The 19116-nt window shown below is 59.9% G+C and carries 19 protein-coding genes, 1 pseudogene and 1 riboswitch; of the genes and pseudogenes, 11 read left to right on the top strand and 9 right to left on the bottom strand.

Annotated features, from left to right (window positions below; genetic code table 11):
• Positions 1-48 precede the first annotated feature (48 nt).
• Complete coding sequence (locus AS136_RS09000; RefSeq protein ID WP_012967106.1) at positions 49-1242, top strand: BaiN/RdsA family NAD(P)/FAD-dependent oxidoreductase; 1194 nt, start codon at positions 49-51, stop codon at positions 1240-1242.
• A 39-nt stretch (positions 1243-1281) separates the two neighbouring features.
• On the opposite strand, the gene AS136_RS09005 is transcribed toward AS136_RS09000, so the two are convergent.
• Positions 1282-2295 (bottom strand): magnesium transporter, encoded by a 1014-nt coding sequence (locus tag AS136_RS09005; protein ID WP_023323363.1) that lies wholly within the window; start codon positions 2293-2295, stop codon positions 1282-1284.
• Between the two features lie 56 nt (positions 2296-2351).
• Positions 2352-2533, bottom strand: a riboswitch (M-box (ykoK) riboswitch).
• Between the two features lie 158 nt (positions 2534-2691).
• Between AS136_RS09005 and AS136_RS09010 the strand changes: the two genes are divergently transcribed.
• Entirely contained in the window at positions 2692-2967 is a 276-nt protein-coding gene (locus AS136_RS09010) for a type II toxin-antitoxin system HicA family toxin (RefSeq protein ID WP_063266753.1), read from the top strand.
• Positions 2964-3323, top strand: coding sequence for a type II toxin-antitoxin system HicB family antitoxin (locus tag AS136_RS09015; RefSeq protein WP_004181489.1), 360 nt, complete (start codon positions 2964-2966; stop codon positions 3321-3323). Before AS136_RS09010 ends, AS136_RS09015 begins: the two co-directional genes overlap by 4 nt.
• Before the next feature lie 27 nt (positions 3324-3350).
• Here AS136_RS09015 and nikR read toward each other — a convergent pair whose 3' ends face one another.
• From nikR to AS136_RS09050, 7 genes and pseudogenes are all read right to left on the bottom strand, one after another.
• On the bottom strand, positions 3351-3752 hold the full coding sequence (nikR, locus tag AS136_RS09020; protein WP_023323361.1) for a nickel-responsive transcriptional regulator NikR: 402 nt from the start codon (positions 3750-3752) through the stop codon (positions 3351-3353).
• Positions 3740-4531 (bottom strand): nickel import ATP-binding protein NikE, encoded by a 792-nt coding sequence (nikE, locus tag AS136_RS09025; RefSeq protein ID WP_008806945.1) that lies wholly within the window; start codon positions 4529-4531, stop codon positions 3740-3742. The genes nikR and nikE overlap by 13 nt, the downstream gene beginning before the upstream one ends.
• Positions 4528-5292, bottom strand: coding sequence for a nickel import ATP-binding protein NikD (locus tag AS136_RS09030; RefSeq protein WP_023323360.1), 765 nt, complete (start codon positions 5290-5292; stop codon positions 4528-4530). The genes nikE and AS136_RS09030 overlap by 4 nt, the downstream gene beginning before the upstream one ends.
• Positions 5292-6132 (bottom strand): annotated as a pseudogene (gene nikC, locus AS136_RS09035) (nickel ABC transporter permease subunit NikC). Before nikC ends, AS136_RS09030 begins: the two are co-directional and overlap by 1 nt.
• Positions 6129-7073 (bottom strand): nickel ABC transporter permease subunit NikB, encoded by a 945-nt coding sequence (gene nikB, locus AS136_RS09040; RefSeq protein WP_023323359.1) that lies wholly within the window; start codon positions 7071-7073, stop codon positions 6129-6131. Before nikB ends, nikC begins: the two are co-directional and overlap by 4 nt.
• The gene (nikA, locus tag AS136_RS09045) at positions 7073-8641 is read right to left on the bottom strand and encodes a nickel ABC transporter substrate-binding protein (RefSeq protein WP_023323358.1); all 1569 of its coding nucleotides are present in this window, start codon (positions 8639-8641) and stop codon (positions 7073-7075) included. Before nikA ends, nikB begins: the two co-directional genes overlap by 1 nt.
• Positions 8642-8780: 139 nt before the next feature.
• Positions 8781-9641, bottom strand: a complete 861-nt coding sequence (locus AS136_RS09050; RefSeq protein WP_008806950.1) for a LysR family transcriptional regulator — start codon at positions 9639-9641, stop codon at positions 8781-8783.
• A 97-nt stretch (positions 9642-9738) separates the two neighbouring features.
• Here AS136_RS09050 and AS136_RS09055 point away from each other — a divergent pair, with 97 nt between their 5' ends.
• The 8 genes from AS136_RS09055 (at position 9739) to arnF (ending at position 18017) form a co-directional block, all read left to right on the top strand.
• Entirely contained in the window at positions 9739-10245 is a 507-nt protein-coding gene (locus AS136_RS09055; RefSeq protein WP_012540376.1) for a phenolic acid decarboxylase, read from the top strand.
• A 396-nt stretch (positions 10246-10641) separates the two neighbouring features.
• A complete protein-coding gene (arnB, locus tag AS136_RS09060) occupies positions 10642-11781 on the top strand; it encodes a UDP-4-amino-4-deoxy-L-arabinose aminotransferase (protein ID WP_012540377.1) in 1140 nt (379 codons plus the stop codon).
• 1 nt (position 11782) lies between these two features.
• A complete protein-coding gene (gene arnC / locus AS136_RS09065) occupies positions 11783-12766 on the top strand; it encodes an undecaprenyl-phosphate 4-deoxy-4-formamido-L-arabinose transferase (RefSeq protein WP_008806952.1) in 984 nt (327 codons plus the stop codon).
• Positions 12763-14748: a bifunctional UDP-4-amino-4-deoxy-L-arabinose formyltransferase/UDP-glucuronic acid oxidase ArnA gene (gene arnA / locus AS136_RS09070; RefSeq protein WP_008806953.1), complete on the top strand. Its 1986-nt coding sequence runs from the start codon at positions 12763-12765 to the stop codon at positions 14746-14748. Before arnC ends, arnA begins: the two co-directional genes overlap by 4 nt.
• Entirely contained in the window at positions 14745-15647 is a 903-nt protein-coding gene (arnD, locus tag AS136_RS09075; RefSeq protein ID WP_008806954.1) for a 4-deoxy-4-formamido-L-arabinose-phosphoundecaprenol deformylase, read from the top strand. The genes arnA and arnD overlap by 4 nt, the downstream gene beginning before the upstream one ends.
• Entirely contained in the window at positions 15647-17302 is a 1656-nt protein-coding gene (gene arnT, locus AS136_RS09080; protein WP_008806955.1) for a lipid IV(A) 4-amino-4-deoxy-L-arabinosyltransferase, read from the top strand. The genes arnD and arnT overlap by 1 nt, the downstream gene beginning before the upstream one ends.
• Positions 17299-17637 (top strand): 4-amino-4-deoxy-L-arabinose-phosphoundecaprenol flippase subunit ArnE, encoded by a 339-nt coding sequence (arnE, locus tag AS136_RS09085; protein WP_008806956.1) that lies wholly within the window; start codon positions 17299-17301, stop codon positions 17635-17637. The genes arnT and arnE overlap by 4 nt, the downstream gene beginning before the upstream one ends.
• Positions 17637-18017 carry a 4-amino-4-deoxy-L-arabinose-phosphoundecaprenol flippase subunit ArnF gene (arnF, locus tag AS136_RS09090; RefSeq protein ID WP_008806957.1) on the top strand — a complete coding sequence of 127 codons (381 nt, stop codon included), beginning with the start codon at positions 17637-17639 and terminating at the stop codon, positions 18015-18017. Before arnE ends, arnF begins: the two co-directional genes overlap by 1 nt.
• Here the strand turns inward: arnF and AS136_RS09095 are convergent.
• Complete coding sequence (locus AS136_RS09095; protein WP_008806958.1) at positions 18014-19063, bottom strand: AI-2E family transporter; 1050 nt, start codon at positions 19061-19063, stop codon at positions 18014-18016. The two genes, arnF and AS136_RS09095, sit on opposite strands and share 4 nt — an antisense overlap.
• Positions 19064-19116 lie beyond the last annotated feature (53 nt).

The following is a 19116-nucleotide window of genomic DNA, read 5'->3' on the forward strand; positions in this document are numbered from 1 at the left end:
GAGTGAAATATTTACAAAACCCGACAATTGGGGAACGAGGAACGCGGTGTGGAAAGGTTTGATGCCATTGTCGTTGGCGCCGGAGCGGCAGGAATGTTTTGCGCAGCGCAGGCGGGCCAGCTCGGCTGCCGCGTCCTGCTGCTCGATAACGGCAAAAAGCCGGGACGAAAAATTCTGATGTCCGGCGGCGGCCGCTGCAACTTTACCAACATGTATGTTGAGCCGGCGGCCTATTTGAGCCAAAACCCGCATTTTTGCAAATCTGCCCTGGCGCGTTACACCCAGTGGGACTTTATCGAGCTGGTCGGCAAATATGGCATCGCCTGGCATGAGAAGACGCTCGGCCAGCTGTTTTGTGATGATTCGGCGGAGCAGATCGTCAATCTGCTGCTCGCGGAATGCGAAAAGGGCGACGTGCAGATCCGCCTGCGCAGCGAAATCCTCAGCGTCGAGCGAGATGAACAAGGCTACCGGCTACAGGTGAACGGCGAAACGCTGATGACCAAAAAGCTGGTGATTGCCTCCGGCGGTCTGTCGATGCCGGGGCTCGGCGCCTCGCCGTTTGGCTACAAGGTGGCCGAGCAGTTCGGCCTGAAGGTACTGCCGACCCGCGCCGGGCTGGTGCCGTTTACCCTGCATAAGCCGCTGCTCGAGCAGCTTCAGGTGCTCTCCGGCGTTTCGGTGCCTTCTACCATTACCGCCGAGAACGGCACCCTGTTCCGCGAAAATCTGCTGTTTACCCATCGTGGCCTTTCCGGGCCGGCGGTGCTGCAGATATCCAGCTACTGGCAGCCCGGCGAGTTCGTCACTGTTAACTTGTTGCCGGACTGCAATCTTGAGGACTTCCTTAACGAGCAGCGCAGCGCGCATCCCAACCAGAGCCTGAAAAATACCCTGGCGATGCAGCTGCCGAAGCGGCTGGTGGAGTGTCTGCAGCAGCTGGGACAGATACCTGATGTAACACTGAAGCAACTGAACGTTCGCGATCAGCAGACGCTGGTGGAGACACTGACCGCCTGGCGCGTGCAGCCGAACGGCACCGAAGGCTACCGGACGGCGGAGGTGACCCTCGGCGGCGTGGATACTAACGAACTTTCGTCACGTACCATGGAGGCGCGTAAGGCGTCGGGTCTCTACTTTATCGGCGAAGTGATGGACGTCACCGGCTGGCTCGGCGGCTATAACTTCCAGTGGGCGTGGTCAAGCGCCTGGGCCTGCGCGCAGGCGCTGGTGGAAGGGTAATCCAAGGGCCCGGGTACTGTGGCACCCGGGCTTACTTGATCAGTTCAACCCAAGAAAATACTGGGCGATTTTGAAATAGATAATCAGCCCGGTGCCATCAATCAGCGTAGCGATAAACGGCGCGGAAACCACCGCTGGGTCGATGCCGATCCGCTTAAGCACCATCGGAATGATCGACGAGACAATCGCGCTCCACAGGGTAATACATACCAGCGTCAGGCTGACGATCAGCGTGATTTCCATGCCAATCCCCATCATCCAGGCGCGCAGGCAGCCCGCCAGACCCAGGGTCAGGGCAATCAGAAACGAGGTCGACACCTCTTTGCGGATCACCCGCCCCATATCGCGCAGCCGCACTTCCCCCAGCGCCATCGAGCGCACCAGCGTCGAGGTGATCTGCGTTCCGCTATTGCCGCCGGTGCCGATGAGCAGCGGAATAAAGAAGGCGAGGGCGATGGCCGATTCCAGCGCCTCTTCGAAATGCTGCAGCACGCTGCTGGTATAGGCTTCGGCCACGAACAGCAGCAGCAGCCACACCGAGCGCTTCTTCCACAGCGTCAACGGGCTGATCTCGAGGTACGGTTTTTCCAGCGGTAGCGTCGCCCCCTGCAGCTGGGCGTCTTCGGTGACGTCATCCTCCAGCAGATGGGCGATCTCCTTTTCCATCAGGCAGCCGACCAGCTCGCCTTTATCGACAACCGGTACCAGATCGAGGCCGCGCTCGGTGAGTTCGGCAATCACCTGCGGGCGCTCGTCGTCAGGTTTGACGCGAAACAGGCAGCTGTCCATCAGGTAGCGGATAGACTGCCCGACATCCCCTTCCTGCAGGAGCTTTTTGACCGACAGGCTGCCGCGCAGTTTCCTGCCGGCGACGACAAACACCTGGCCGGGAATATCATCGCTGTCCAGCTGGGAGATAAAGTGTTCGCGCGCCTCATGGACGCTGAGATGTTCCTGCAGCGTAATAAAATCGGTACGCATGTACTGGGCGATCGCATCGCCGTCGAAGCCAGAGGTCGCCTGATGGGCGGCGCAGAGTTGAATGGAAGACATGATTAAAATCCCTATAAAAAATCACTCATAGGGGCGAACAAGACAGGGTTAGCGCAGGCAGATCCCTACGTCCTGGTTTTAGCACTGCATAACGTATCTGAACGGTCATGACCGCCAGAAGTTACCTTGGCAACACCTTGATTCGATGGAAGCCTGTATTTCCCTGAGTGGTCTCTCTCGATACCAACAGGGCGGTAACTTGTATTTATGCAGGAGCCTCGCCATAACGAGATCGTTAAATGAGGCGCCATTATTGGCGAAGCGGGATAATTCACAAAGCGTATAGTTTATGTGGTTTATCAACTGTTGATAAACAAACTTCATCAGAATTTGGCTTGACTTCATCTTGTGCTATCATTAGCTTGACTTCAATGGATGAAGTCATGGGGCAGGGCGATGGAGCAGCAGGTTTTATCTTTACGTAATAAACAGCGCCACACGCTGGAGCGACTGTTTAAAATCCCTGTGCCACAGGGCATTAAATGGGCCGACATTGAATCGCTAATTAAAGCGTTAGGCGGGGAGATTAAAGAAGGACGCGGCTCGCGCTGTAAATTTTTGTTGAACCACAGCATTGCCAGCTTTCACAGGCCTCATCCTTCGCCGGATACTGACAAAGGCGCCGTGGAGAGCGTGCGCGATTGGTTAATCACTATAGGGGTAAAACCATGATCAAACCTAAAACGCCAAACTCAATGGAGATTGCCGGCCAGCCTGCCGTTATCAATTACGTGCCTGAGCTCAATGCATTCCGCGGTAAGTTCCTTGGATTATCAGGATATTGCGATTTTGTTTCCGATAGTATTCAAGGGTTACAACAGGAGGGCGAGATATCATTACAGGAGTATCTCGCAGATTGTCATGAAGCGGGGATTGAGCCTTATGCTCACCCGGAAAAGATGAAAACCTTCACGCTGCGCTATCCTGAGTCATTTGGCGAGCGTCTTAGCTCCGCCGCTGCGGAGGAGCAGGTTTCCGTAAATACCTGGATCCTTGAGACGCTCAATGAACGTCTCAAACAGGCTTAAAACAGTATGCAGCAGCTCGCCATCGTTTTAATTTTCATCCGCTAAACACTGCAAATGCCCATGGCGCACGCCGCGCTGGGCAATCACCTCATCGGCAAAATGCTGTACCTCGGCCATGTCACCTTTCAGCACCGCAATCTCCAGGCAGTCGTCATGACTGATATGCACATGCAGCGTGGCGACGGAGAGATCGTGATGATGATGCTGGGTGGCCACCAGCCGGCTCGCCAGTTCGCGTTTCTCATGTTCATACACGTACGACAGGACGGCATACCCGCGCCGTGATTCCGGCGACGCAGGATCCTGGTTGAGGGCGTCGCGCAGAATATCGCGTACCGCCTCCGAGCGATTGTGGTAGCCACGGCGGGCGCTGAGCGCATCGAGGGCGGCCAGCAGATCATCATCAAGGGTCAGGGTTACGCGCTGCATGGCATGGCCTCGTTTAGCAGAGTGGCAGGAAAAGGTGGCAGCACCGCGCGCTGCAGCGCCTGACCTGCAGGGGAGTGCAGGCGCAGCGGTAAGCTGACCGTCGCGGTTTCGACGATGCGCCCGTGCTCCATCACCAGCACTCGCTGGCAAAAGCGCTCCACCAGCCGCAGGTCGTGGGTGATAAACAGGCAGGCGGTGTCAAACTGCGCCTGCAGGCGCTTCAGCAGGGCGATAATCTCCGCCTGCAGCAGCAGATCGAGATTTGAAACCGCTTCATCCAGGATCAACAGCTGCGGCCGCACCGCCAGGGCGCGTGCCAGGCAGACGCGCTGCAGCTGCCCGCCGCTGAGCTGCGCCGGGCGCTTATCGAGCAGCGACGGCGCGAGGTCGACGGCCAGCAGCATCTCTTCCACCCGCCGCGAACGCGCCTCACGCGACAAGCGTAACAGATGGCGTAGCGGCTCGCTGACGATCTCGCGCACCGTTTTGCGCGGATTCACCGCGCTGAAGGCATCCTGAAATACCAGCTGAATATCACGGCGGAAGGCGCCGATGGCCTCGCCCTTGAGGGCAGTCAGCGGCGTGCCGCGCCAGGCAATATCACCGTGCTGCGGCGTTTCCAGACCCACCAGCATCCGCGCCAGGGTGCTTTTCCCACAGCCGCTGCGTCCGAGCAGGGCCACCGTTTCGCCGGGGGCGATGGCGAGATGGATCGCATGCAGGACCCTGCCGTGGTGAGGATAATCGTGACTCACTCCGGTGACGCTGAGTAAATTCATGGTGTTTTCTCCAGGCCGTACAGCGCCAGATGCGCGGCCAGCAGGCGCTGGCTGAGCGGGTGCCGCGGGGCGCTAAATAGCGTATTCACATCGCAGTGTTCAACGAGGCGACCGTTCTCCATGACCGTCACGTGATGCGCCAGCCGCGCCACGACGCCCATATCATGCGTCACCAGCAGCAGCCCCAGACCGCGCCTGGCGACGATATCCGCCAGCAGATCGAGAATGCACGCCTGGGCGATGGCATCGAGATCGGTCGTCGGCTCGTCGGCGATGATAAAGGGCGCGCGGCTGAGCAGGGCGAGAGCGACCATCATCCGCTGCAGCATGCCGCCGCTCATCTCAAAGGGGTAGCGCTTCAGCAGCGCCCGTGGATTGTCCAGACCCACTTCCTCCATCGCAGCCAGCAGCACGGCGTCATTTGTTTCACGACCCGCTGCCCGGCAGGTTTCCCGGGCGTGCGCGGCCATGGTCTGCAGTGGATTAAAGGCGCTGCGTGGGTTTTGCATGATGGTGGCGATGGTCGTGCCGCGCATTTGTTCGCCGTGCACCGGAATGCCGTCGAGCAGCACCCGGCCGGCGGTTTGCCTGACGCCAGGCGGCAACATGCCCAGCGCGGCGGCGCAGGTCAGCGATTTTCCGCAGCCACTGCTGCCGAGCAGCGCCAGCACCTGCCCGCGGCGCAGGGTGAAGGAAACGTCGCTGACCAGCGGTCGGTCAGCGGCAAGCGAGATCTGTTCCAGTTGGATCTTCTGCGGCATCAGTGGCTATGCTCCGCGATCAGGTGGGGATCGAGACGATCGCGCAGCGCGTCGCCCAGCAGGTTAAAAGCCATCACGCTGATGAACAGCGCCAGCCCCGGCCAGACCATTTGCAGTGGCTGGGTCCAGATATACTGTCGGGCGTCGTTGATCATTACCCCCCATTCCGCCGTCGGCGCGCTGACGCCGAGACCGAGGAACGACATGCCGGCCACGTGAAGCATCATATGGCCGATATCCAGCGAGGCGAGCACCAGCAGCGAGGGGATCACCGCCCCGGCCAGATGGTCGCTGAACAGCCGCCACTGGCTGGGGCNTGGCGCCGCTCAGTCGGGCGGCGAGGATAAATTCGCGCTGGCGCAGGGAAACCACCAGGTTACGCACCATTCTGGCATACCAGGCCCAGTGCGACAGCGCAATGGCGAGGATCACGTTGGTCAACCCGGTACCCAGCACCCCCACCATAAAGAACGACAGGATCGAGGTCGGAAAGGTCATAAACAGTTCGGCGAGGCGCATCAGGCCGCGGTCGGCGCGGCCGCCCAGCAGCCCGGCGCTGCCGCCGACCGCCAGACCGATCAGCAGCACCAGCAGCAGACAAGCCATCACCGCCCCCAGCGAAACACGGGTGGCGGCCAGCAGGCGTGAGAAAATATCCCGGCCGAGATGATCGGTGCCGAGCCAGTGTGCTGCGCCCGGCGGTAGCAGCCGCTGCTGAAGGTCAATCGCCGCTGGATCCCAGGGCAGCCACCAGCCGCTGCCGATGGCGATGACTGCCAACAGCGCGATAACCAGCATGGCCAGTTTTACCGGCCAGCGAAAGCTTTGTAGCCATCTCATGCGCTCACCTCCTCGTGGCGGCGCAGGCGCGGGTCGAGCGCCGCGTTAAGCACATCCACCGCCAGATTAGCCAGCACGAACACCGTCACCATCATCAGGGTAAAGCACTGGATCACCGGGTAATCGCGATTGAAAATGGCGGAAACCGCGTAGCGGCCGACCCCGGGCCAGGCAAAGATATTTTCGATAATCATGGTGCCGCCGATCAGCTCGCCAATGTGCATGCCCAGGGCGGTCACCACCGGCAGGGTGGCATTGCGCAGGATATGTCGGCGCTCCACCTGGCGCGCGCTCAATCCGCGTAGCCGCGCCCATATCACGTGACGCTGGCTGGCGGCGTCCAGCATGCTGGCGCGCAGCAGGCGGGCGTTGATCGCTAGCGACATAAAGGCGATGGAGACGGCGGGCAAAATCAGGTGCTGCCAGTCGCCATACCCCATCGCCGGGAGCCACTGCAGATGCACGGAAAAGAGCATCACCAGCAGAAAGGCCAGCCAGAAGTTCGGCATTGAGACGCCAAGAAAGGCAATCAGCCGTACCACATAGTCCGGCAGGCGATCGCGATGGCGCGCCGCCCAGATGCCCAGCGGCAGCGAGGTGACGAGGATCAGCGCCAGCGCCGCGCCGGTGAGCAGCAGGGTGGCAGGCAGGAAGTGCAGCAGGTCATCCAGGACCGGACGCTGGGTGGCATAGGAGAGACCGAAATCCAGGTGCAGCGCCCGCCACAGCCAGTGCAGATATTGCATAGTGAGCGGCTGGTTGAGCCCCAGCAGCTCGCGGGTCGAGGCAACCATCTCTTCAGTGGGCGGCAGGTTCGACAGGCGTAAATAATCCAGCGCCGGGTCGCCGGTGCCGAGCCGCAGCAGCAGAAAGATGATGGCGGAGGCGGCGAGCAGCAGCGGGATCAGCAGCAGCAGGCGGCGTAAAATATAGCGTAGCATTATGGCGTTACCGGGTTAATCTGATCGAAAGGGATCTCGGTGGTCACCGGGGCGAACGGGATCTCCCCGACCTCCTGGTGCGCAACCGACATCAGCGAGACATAGCTGATGGGCAGATACACCGCGTCCTGATGCAGGCGGGTCAGCACATCGTGGTACCGTTTTCTCCGCAGCGCCTCGTCCCCCGTGGTCAGTACTTCGCTAATCTCTTTATCAATCAGCGCCTTGTCCGGCAGGCCTCGCTGGGCCTGGTAATCCGCATGCGACGGGACGCGCATCGAGCTTAAAAAGGCATGCGGATCGTAGGGCGCGCCCCAGGTGCGATTGAAGATCATACCGAAGCGGCCTTCGCGCTGGCGGGCGTAAATGCTGCTCTCCTCCTCACCCACCAGGGTGACCTGGACGCCGACCTGCCGCAGATTGGCCTGAATAATTTCGGCCATTGATTTAGCCAGCGCGTCGGTGCCGATAAACGCCAGCTCAATCGCCAGCGGTTGCCCGGCTTTTTGTCGCCAGGGCTGGCCCTCTGGCTGCTGCCAGCCAGCCTGCTCCAGCAGGGCGCGGGCTTTTGCCGGATCGTAACGGCGCGGCGTCAGATCCTGCGGCGCGTAGGGGACCGAGGGGGCAAACAGGGTGTCGGCAACCTGCTGGGTGCCATACAACACGCTATCGACAAGGGTCTGTTTATCGACGGCGTAGTTGAGCGCCTCACGAACCGCCTGCTCGCGGGTCGGGCCCTGGCTGGCGTTCAGCGCCAGCATCACCGTTTCCACCGGGGCGGACAGGCGCGCCACGTAGCCGGGGTGATGGCGAAAGCGTTCGAAGGTGTCCAGCGGCAGCAGCCCTTCGTCACCGTAGAGCATATCGATTTCCCCGGTTTCGAACGCCACCGCCCGGCTGGTAGCGTCGGGGATCACCTTGATGGTGATTTGCTGCAGTGCCGGTTTGCGACCCCAGTAGCGCTCATTGCGTACCAGCACATCGCGCTGATTGAGCTGCGAGCTCGCCAGTCGCCACGGACCGGTGCCGATCGGGGCTTTAATGCCCCTGGCGGTGCCGCCATCGATAAACTGCGAGGGCGCGATGAAGCGGAACGGGCGGGGCAGGGCCAGCTCTTGGAGTAAGGGCGCGTAGGCGCTTTTCAGAGTGATCTGCAACTCAGTGGCGCTGAGCGCCCGCACGTCGGTGATCTGGTTGGCGAGCTCAAGCCAGGCATGGCGTTGGCGGTTGGCCAGCACCGCCTGGAAATTGGCCGCCGCGGCCTGGGCGTTAAACGGTTCGCCATTGGAGAAGGTCACATCGTCGCGCAGGGTGAACCACCAGGTTTTACCATCGGCGGCGTGACGCCAGCGGGTCGCCAGCCAGGGCTGTACGCTACCGTCAGCCTGATACTTCACCAGCGGTTCATAGACCATGCTTTGGGCAAACATCTGGTTGGGTGTATAGAGATGGGGATTCAGCGGGCCGACGTTAACCGGCCAGGCGGTGGTGAGCTGGTGCGGCGCGGCCTGAGCCAGTAAAGGGACGCAGGCAACCAGCGCCAGCAGGGTGAGGCGGATAATAGACAAGACGGCGATCTCAGCGACAGGAAAGTATGACGATTTTAGTGATTCATCATACTTTGGGAGTAACCTGGATCAATATTGCGCCGGAAAGTATAAGAAAATCGTATCATTATACGCGGGCGGTAAACACCGCCTGCGCTTCTCAGGGCGCCCGGAATAAGCCCAGCAGCGTGGCTACCTGCTCGTCGATCGGCGCCAGGTCCCGCTTAACGATCAGGTGCAGCGGCGTCGCGCGGCGCGCGCCGTGGCTGAGGGGCAGCCGCTTCAGCACGCCCTGGTCGAGATGGGGGCGAATGCGCTCTTCCGGCAGCCAGCCGAACCCGACCTGATACATCACCGCATCAATGGCGGCGTCAATGGTGGAGAAGGTCCAGGCGTCACGCGTCGCCTGACCATCGCCGGTCTGATCGGCAATGCGCACCAGCGGCCACGGCGCCAGCGTGCTGTCCTCCAGCGGCCCGTCGAGCGTGGCGAGAGGGTGGTCGCGGTGGGCGACGGCGATAAAATCAATATTCATCAGCCACTCTCCGCGGCCGGTAATATCCTGGCGGCGGGTCAGCACCATCACATCAGCTTCCGTCCGCGCCGCGCTCTCGTCATCAACGTTTTCCAGCACTTCGGTGAGTCTGACCTGGGTCTGCGGATAGCGCTGCTGAAACTGGCGCAGAATGGCGAATAGTCGCTGACGAGGGAAAATGCTGTCGACCACCAGATCCAGGCGGGTACGCGCCCCGTTGCGTAAGGTGGCGGCGTGGGTCTCGACGTAGGCGAAGGCCTGCAGCAGCGGTTTGACCTGATTTAGCAGCAGTTCGCCGGCCGGGGTCAGCACCGCCCGCCGGCCGGACGGCGCCAGCAGCGCCACGCCTAAGCGCTCCTGCAGCAGCGCGAGGTTATAGCTCACCGAAGACTGACTGCGGTTGGTCTCCTCCGCCGCTCTGGCAAAGCTCCCCAATTCCACTACCTTTTCGAGTAACGCCCATTGCTCCAGGGTTGTCTTGTGCATAATCAATCTAAAATTTGGATGTATTTAATCCAAACATAGCGTTATTCATTCATTTTTTAAAGACGTATGCTGTCCTCAACAAAACAGAGGAGAATAAATGATGAGCACTTTCGACAAACATGACCTCAGCGGCTTTATCGGTAAACATCTGGTCTATACCTACGACAACGGCTGGAACTACGAGATTTACGTCAAAAATGGCCACACCCTCGACTACCGTATTCACAGCGGCATCGTCGGCAATCGCTGGGTGAAAGATCAGGAAGCGTACATCGTGCGGGTGGGGGAAAGTATCTACAAAATCTCCTGGACCGAACCGACCGGCACCGACGTCAGCCTGATCGTCAACCTGGGCGACAAACTGTTCCACGGCACCATTTTCTTCCCGCGCTGGATCATGAATAACCCGGAAAAAACCGTCTGCTTCCAGAACGACCATATTCCGCTGATGAATTCGTACCGTGATGCCGGCCCGGCCTATCCAACGGAAGTGATTGACGAGTTCGCCACTATCACCTTCATTCGCGACTGTGGCGCCGATAATGACGAGGTCATTAATTGCCCGGCGAGCGAATTACCTGCGGATTTTCCTGCAAACTTGTAATTCAGCAGAAATAACTTTGTGATCTGCGCTAACATTTTGTCATTAAGCGTGACGATCGCTAATTAAAGTATTGTGTATTGGTTTAATTCCCGTTTACTTTTTGCTATTGCGTTCCTGTTTCTTGCCGCTTAACAGGAACGCTTTCCTGTCATACCCCTGCCATAAAAAATTCCTATCATACTGTTTAGTAATGAGTTATTACTTATTCTGAGAAAATATTAATTTCTTAATATTATCCTAAGCAAGGTCGACTACATTAATAGTGGTCGAAATACCCTGAAATGGAATGCCGCGCTGAACTCACTTCATTTTAATTTCGTTTAAGTCCGCAGGCGCAGGATATTTTATTCTAACGACCCTGATTTGTGCGTGGGTCAACTACAGAACAGGATGATGATGAGCGATTTTTTGCCGTTTTCGCGCCCGTCGATGGGCGACGCAGAGCTGGCTGCGCTGCGTGAAGTTTTAGCGTCGGGCTGGATCACCACCGGACCGAAGAATCAGGCACTCGAAGCGGCATTCTGCCAGCTGACCGGCAACCGCCACGCGATTGCCGTCAGTTCAGCGACCGGCGGGATGCATGTGACCCTGATGGCGCTGGGTATTGGCCCCGGCGATGAAGTCATTACGCCGTCCCAGACCTGGGTCTCCACTCTCAATATGATCTGCCTGCTGGGCGCTACGCCGGTGATGATCGATGTCGATAACGACAATCTGATGATTACCCCTGACGCGGTGGAAGCGGCGATCACTTCGCGTACCAAAGCGATAATTCCCGTGCACTACGCGGGCGCGCCAGCCGACATCGACGCCATTCGCGCGGTGGGCGAGCGCCACGGCATTCCGGTGATTGAAGATGCCGCCCATGCGGCGGGTACCCATTATAAAGGCCGCCACATTGGCTGGCAGGGGACCGCCATTTTCTCGTTCCACGCGATCAAGAACATGACCTGCGCCGAAGGCGGGCTGATTGTCACCGACGACGACGAGCTGGCCTCCCGTATCCGCAGTCTGAAATTCCATGGTCTGGGCGTGGACGCCTATGATCGTCAGACCCACGGCCGCGCGCCGCAGGCGGAGGTGATCACCCCGGGCTTCAAGTACAACCTTGCCGATATCAACGCCGCTCTGGCGCTGGTCCAGCTGGAAAAACTGAGCCACGCCAATCAGCGCCGGACGGAGATTGCCCAGCGCTACCTGCGCGAGCTGGCGGACACGCCGTTTAAACCGCTGACCGTCCCGGCATGGGATCACCAGCACGCCTGGCACTTGTTTATCATCCGCGTCGATGAGGCCGCATGCGGCATCAGCCGCGACGCGCTGATGGAAAAGCTGAAGGCGATGGGTATCGGCACGGGTCTGCATTTCCGTGCGGCTCATACGCAAAAATATTACCGCGAGCGCTTCCCTGAGGTTTCCCTGCCAAATACCGAATGGAACAGCGCCCGCATCTGTTCTCTCCCGTTGTTCCCGGACATGACCGATGACGATGTCACTCGCGTCATTTCCGCACTGCGCCAGCTGTCAGGACGTTGATATGCTTACTTACCCTCCCGTGAAGAAGGTCTCGGTGGTTATCCCGGTTTATAACGAACAGGATAGTCTGCCGGAACTGCTTCGTCGTACGGATACCGCCTGCGCCACGCTGGGGCGGCAATATGAAATTCTGCTGATCGACGATGGCAGCAGCGACGATTCTGCGCGCATGCTGACCGAAGCCGCCGAGGCGGAAGGCAGTCACGTCGTCGCCGTGCTGTTAAACCGTAACTACGGCCAGCACTCGGCGATCATGGCCGGCTTTAGCCATGTGACGGGCGATCTGATTATTACCCTTGATGCCGATCTGCAAAACCCACCGGAGGAAATTCCGCGGTTAGTAGAGAAGGCTGATGAAGGCTACGACGTGGTGGGCACCGTCCGCCAGAACCGTCAGGACAGCATCTTCCGCAAAAGCGCCTCGAAGATGATCAACCGCCTGATCCAGCGCACCACCGGCAAAGCGATGGGCGACTACGGCTGCATGCTGCGCGCTTACCGCCGCCATATTATCGACGCGATGCTCAACTGCCACGAGCGCAGCACCTTTATCCCGATCCTGGCGAATACCTTCGCCCGTCGCGCGGTCGAGATCCCGGTGATGCATGCCGAGCGCGAATTCGGCGACTCCAAATACAGCTTCATGCGCCTGATCAACCTGATGTACGACCTGGTGACCTGTCTGACCACCACGCCGCTGCGTCTGCTCAGCATTTTCGGCAGCGTGATTGCCCTGCTGGGCTTCGCCTTCGGCCTGCTGCTGGTGGTGCTGCGCCTGGCCTTTGGGCCGCAGTGGGCGGCAGAAGGGGTGTTCATGCTCTTCGCCGTGCTGTTTATGTTCATCGGCGCCCAGTTTATCGGTATGGGCCTGCTCGGCGAGTATATCGGACGCATCTATAACGACGTTCGCGCTCGTCCCCGCTACTTTATTCAACGTGTTGTTCGCCAGCCGGAAACGGCATCTAAAGAGGAAGATCGTTCATGAAAGCCGTAGTCTTCGCTTATCACGATATGGGCTGCACCGGTATCCAGTCCCTGCTGGACGCCGGGTATGATATCGCTGCTATTTTCACCCACCCGGATAACCCTGGCGAAAACCATTTCTTTGGCTCCGTGGCGCGCCTTGCCGCCGAGCAGGGCATTCCAGTGTGGGCGCCGGAAGACGTGAACCATCCGCTGTGGATTGAGCGTATCCGCGAGATGAAGCCGGACGTGCTGTTCTCCTTCTACTACCGCAACCTGCTGGGCGATGAGATCCTCAATCTGGCGCCGAAAGGGGCGTTCAACCTGCACGGTTCGCTGCTGCCGAAATATCGTGGCCGTGCGCCGCTGAACTGGGTGCTGGTCAATGGCGAAAGCGAAACCGGCGTCACCCTGCACCGCATGGTGAACCGCGCGGATGCCGGCGATATCGTCGCCCAGCAAACCGTGGCGATTGGCCCGGATGACGCGGCCCTGACGCTGCATCGTAAGCTGTGCGCCGCCGCCACTGAGCTGCTGGGCCAGGCGCTGCCGGCGATCCTTGAAGGAAAAACCGCAGAGCGCCCGCAGGATCACAGCCAGGCGACCTACGTGGGGCGTCGTACCCCGGAGGATGGCCGCCTCGACTGGGAGCAGCCGGCGCAGACCCTGCACAATCTGGTGCGTGCCGTCTCGGATCCGTGGCCGGGCGCCTTCGGCTACGCTGGCGCGAACAAGTTTATCGTCTGGAAATCCCGCGTCCGCCACGATCTGCCGGCAGCCAAACCGGGCACCGTTATCTCCGTTGCGCCGCTGATCGTGGCGTGCCAGGACGGGGCGCTGGAAATTGTCACCGGCCAGACCGAACGCGGTGTGTACATGCAAGGCGCTCAGCTGGCGCAGGCGCTAGGCCTGGTGTCCGGGGCGGTGATCAGCAGCAAACCGGTGGTGGCGATTAAGCGTCGCACCCGCGTGCTGATCCTTGGCGTCAATGGCTTTATCGGTAACCATTTGACCGAGCGCCTGCTGCAGGACGACAACTATGAAATTTACGGCCTGGATATCGGCTCCGACGCCATCAGCCGTTTCCTTGAGAGCCCGCGTTTCCACTTCGTGGAAGGCGATATCAGCATTCACTCCGAGTGGATCGAGTATCACATTAAGAAATGCGACGTGGTGTTGCCGCTGGTGGCCATCGCCACCCCTATCGAATACACCCGCAACCCGCTGCGCGTGTTCGAGCTGGATTTCGAAGAGAACCTGAAGATCATCCGCGATTGCGTGAAATACAATAAGCGCATCATCTTCCCGTCGACCTCTGAAGTGTACGGCATGTGCACCGACAAAAACTTCGACGAAGATACCTCCAATCTGGTGGTCGGGCCGATCAACAAACAGCGTTGGATCTACTCGGTTTCTAAACAGCTGCTGGACCGCGTGATTTGGGCCTACGGCGATAAGTACGATCTTAAGTTCACCCTGTTCCGTCCGTTCAACTGGATGGGACCGCGCCTGGATAACCTCAACGCCGCGCGTATCGGTAGTTCCCGCGCCATCACCCAGCTGATCCTCAACCTGGTGGAAGGGTCGCCGATCAAGCTCATCGAGGGCGGCAAGCAGAAGCGCTGCTTCACCGATATCAGCGACGGTATCGAAGCGCTGTTCCGCATCATCGAGAACAAAGACGGCCGCTGCGACGGGCAGATCATCAACATCGGCAACCCGGAAAACGAAGCGAGCATCAAAGAGCTGGCCGAAATGCTGCTCGCCTGCTTCGAACGCCATCCGCTGCGCGATCGCTTCCCGCCGTTTGCCGGCTTCCGTGAAGTGGAAAGCAGCGATTACTACGGGAAGGGCTACCAGGACGTTGAGCATCGTAAGCCGAGCATTCGCAACGCCAAACGCTGCCTGAACTGGGAACCGAAGGTGGAGATGGAAGAAACGGTCGAACACACGCTGGACTTCTTCCTGCGTACAGTTGAACTGGTGGACGATAAAAATCCATGAAACAGGTCGGCTTACGCATAGATGTCGATACCTTTCGCGGAACGCGGGACGGCGTTCCGCGGCTGCTGGACCTGCTGGGCCAGCACGGGATCCAGGCAAGCTTCTTCTTCAGCGTCGGGCCGGACAATATGGGGCGCCATCTGTGGCGCCTGGTAAAACCGAAGTTTCTGTGGAAGATGCTGCGTTCCAGAGCGGCTTCGCTGTACGGCTGGGATATTCTGCTGGCTGGCACCGCGTGGCCGGGACGCCGCATCGGCGCGGGGAACGAAGCGGTGATCCGCGCGGCCGCCGAGTCTCATGAAGTCGGGCTGCACGCCTGGGATCACTACAGCTGGCAGGCGTGGAGCGGCGTCTGGCCGCAGGAACGGCTGGCGCTGGAGGTTGAGCGCGGCCTGCTCGAACTGGAACGCATCATCGGCCGGCCGGTCACCTGTTCGGCTGTCGCCGGCTGGCGCGCCGATCAGCGGGTGGTCAAAGCCAAAGAATCCTTCGATTTTCTCTACAACAGCGACTGTCGCGGCACGCGGCCGTTCCTGCCCCAGCTCGGTAGCGGCACGTTTGGTACGGTGCAGATCCCGGTCACGCTGCCGACCTGGGATGAGGCGGTGGGCACGGCGGTCGATATCGCCGGCTTTAACCGCTACCTGCTCGACTGCATCCATCGCGACCCGGGCGTGCCGGTCTATACCATTCACGCCGAAGTGGAAGGTATTGCTTACGCCGATCAGTTCAATGAACTGCTGACCATGGCGGCGGAAGAGGAAATTCAGTTTTGCCCACTGAGCCAGCTGCTGCCCGCTGACTTTAGCGAGCTGCCGTCTGGCAAAGTGGTTCGGGGTGAACTGGCTGGCCGGGAAGGCTGGCTCGGACGTGAACAATTACTGACTTCGGGTGTTTGATGAAAAGCATTCGCTATGGCGTCTCTCTGATTGCGCTGTTTGCGCTGTATTACCTGCTGCCGCTTAATTTTCGTTTGCTCTGGCAACCCGATGAAACCCGCTATGCGGAGATCAGCCGTGAAATGCTGGCTACCGGTGACTGGGTGGTGCCGCATTTTCTCGGATTGCGCTACTTCGAAAAGCCGATTGCCGGTTACTGGATCAACAGTATCGGTCAGTGGCTGTTTGGCCATAATAACTTCGGCGTACGCTTTGGGTCGGTCTTCGCTATCACCATGACTGCCCTGCTGGTGGCCTGGCTGGCGTGGCGCGTCTTTCGCGACAAAAAGGTGGCTGTCCTGTCGCCGGTGATTTTCCTTACCGCGATGCTGGTGTATGCGATTGGCACCTATGCGGTACTGGACCCGATGATCACCCTGTGGCTGGCGCTGGCGATGTGCAGCTTCTGGGGCGCGGCGCAGGCGCAGAGCCGCAGCGGCAAAATACTGGGCTACGCGCTGCTGGGCGTCGCCTGCGGTATGGGGGTGATGACCAAGGGCTTCCTGGCGCTGGCGGTGCCGGTGGTGGGCGTGCTGCCGTGGGTGATCGCCCGTAAACGCTGGCGTGAAGTGCTGACCTACGGCTGGCTGGCGGTGATCGTCTGTACGCTGGTGGTGCTGCCCTGGGGGCTGGCTATCGCCCAGCGCGAGCCGGACTTCTGGCGCTACTTCTTCTGGGTCGAGCATATTCAGCGTTTTGCCGAAAAAGATGCCCAGCACAAAGCGCCGTTCTGGTACTACATTCCGTTCCTGATCGCCGGCAGCCTGCCGTGGCTGGCCCTGCTGCCGGGGGCGCTGAAGCGCGGCTGGCTTGAGCGCGATGAGGCTCGCGGCGCGCTGTATCTGCTGGGTTGGGTGGCGATGCCGTTCCTGTTCTTCAGTATCGCCAAAGGCAAACTGCCGACCTATATCCTGCCGTGCTTTGCGCCGCTGTCGATTCTGATGGCCCGCTACGCGCTGGAGGCCGCAAAGACCGGCGCGAAAGCGCTGCGCATCAACGGGATGATCAACCTGGGCGTTGGCCTGCTGGGGCTGATCGCCGTGCTGGTGGTCTCACCCTGGGGCGTGATGCACAAGCCGGTGTGGACCAAGATTGAGCTGTATAAATGTCTGCTGGCGGCGATCGCCTTCGCCGTCTGGGCGCTGATGGGCTGGCTGGCGATGAAAAACCCTGGCCGCCGCTGGAGCCTCGCCGCGCTCTGTCCGCTCGGCCTGGCGCTGCTGGTGGGCTTCGCCATCCCGGACCGGGTTATCGACAGCAAACAGCCGCAGTTCCTCGTGGATATCGTCAGTGAATCCCTGCAGCCCAGCCGTTACGTCCTGACCAACAACGTTGGGATCGCCGGCGGCCTGGCCTGGGAGCTGAAGCGCAGCGATATTATTATGTTCGACAAACAGGGAGAGCTGAAGTACGGTCTCGACTGGCCGGATGCTCAGGGAAGCTTTGTCAGCCAGGCCGGTTTTGCCGACTGGCTGGCCACGCACCGTCAGCAGGGGCCGGTCTCGCTGGTGCTGTTGATGGATAAAGGAGAGAGTATGGTTGACTTACCGTTACCGAAGCCAGATAACGCCTACGAGCTGGGTCGGGTGGTCTTCCTTCAGTATCTGCCGCAATGAGCGTCTGGATCTGTCTGGTGTTCGCCAGCCTGCTGAGCTGCGCCGGGCAACTCTGCCAGAAACAGGCGACCCGCCCGTCCCGTCGCGGACGGCGGAGTCGCCATATACTCTTCTGGCTGGGGATGGCGCTGTTATGCCTGGGCTGCGGCATGCTGCTGTGGCTGAGCGTGCTGCAGTCTATTCCGGTCAGCATCGCCTATCCGATGCTGAGCCTGAATTTCGTCTGGGTTACCCTCGCGGGCTGGGGCATCTGGCATGAGCCGGTCGCTCGCCGTCACTGGCTTGGCGTCGGGTTGATCGTCGTGGGCATTGTCATTCTGGGGACCAGCGTCTGATGGGCTTTCTCTGGGCATTATTCAGCGTCGGCCTCGTCAGCGCCGCGCAGTTGCTGCTGCGCAGCGCCATGGTGGCCTTGCCGCCGCTGACCGATATTGTGGCATTTCTCCAGCATCTGCTGCATTTCCAGCCCGGGACCTTCGGCCTGTTTTTCGGCCTGCTGGGCTACCTGCTGTCGATGGTCTGCTGGTACTTTGCCCTGCATCGCCTGCCGCTGTCGAAAGCGTATGCCCTGCTGAGCCTGAGCTATATCCTCGTGTGGGCTGCCGCCATCTGGCTGCCCGGCTGGCATGAGCCGTTCTACTGGCAATCGCTGCTAGGCGTGACGATCATCGTCGCCGGCGTGTTGACCATCTTCTGGCCGGTCAAACGCCGCTAGCCGGGGAGCCGGCTTTTGGGACGGCCCGGGCCGAGCAGGATCGCCAGCTTGCTGCCTCCGACGGTGGTCTCCATCCAGATTTTACAGACGCTGGTTAACGGTACCGAGAGCAGCATCCCCACCGGCCCCAGCAGCCAGCCCCAGACCAGCAACGACAGGAACACCACCAGGGTCGACATTCCCAGCCGATGGCCCATCATGCGCGGCTCCACCATGTTGCCCAGCACCATATGCACCACCAGAAACAGCGCCCCGACCAACAGGCACTCATAAATGCCGCTAAACAGCAGCGCCTGCAGCATCGGAGGGATAGCGGAGATAGCGGAGCCAATGTTCGGCACATAGTTCAGCAGAAACGCCAGCACCCCCCACATCAGGGCAAACTGTACCCCCATCGCCAGCAGCCCCAGCCAGACAATCAGCCCGGTCCACAGGCTAATCAGCGTCTTCAGCGCCAGATAATGGGTGACGCCTTTCAGCGCCCGGTGCAAGCCGGCGATATGCAGGCGCGGGTTATTGAGGGCAAAACGCAGTTTGTAGGGCAGGTGGCGAACCTCAAACAGCATAAAGATCACCGTCATCACCAGCAGCACGATGCTGGCCATCGCCCCGGAAAGCTGGGTCATTAGCGTCGTGGCCCAGGTCATCAGCCGTTCTGAATCCATGCGCCGCAGCATGCGCTCCGGATTGATATGCAGATTAAGGAAGGGGAGATACTCCTGGAGTTGGAGGATCTTGCGCGTCAGGGCGCGGTTGAAATCGGGGAGCATGGCGACAAAGTCATTGAGCGACGCCGCCAGTACGCCAAGCAGCGCGGTGAGCATCACCAACATCGCCGTCACCACCAGGGTAATGGCGAACGGACGCCGCACCCCGCGGCGAATGAACCAGGTGACCAGCGGGTTGAGAACAATAGCGAAAAACAGCGCCAGCAGCAGCTGCACCAGAATATCGGCGGCGGCGTGGATCCCGGCGAGGATAATCACTAACGCTGCCAGCTTAAGTAAAATATGGAGCCCGGCTTTATCAGCCTGCGGAGAGGACATAGGTATTCCTTTTATGAGTCGCGCCAGATAAGTGTAGCGGTTCGCCGACTGCC

Source organism: Klebsiella sp. D5A, assembly GCF_001620885.1.
GTDB lineage: Bacteria > Pseudomonadota > Gammaproteobacteria > Enterobacterales > Enterobacteriaceae > Klebsiella > Klebsiella variicola.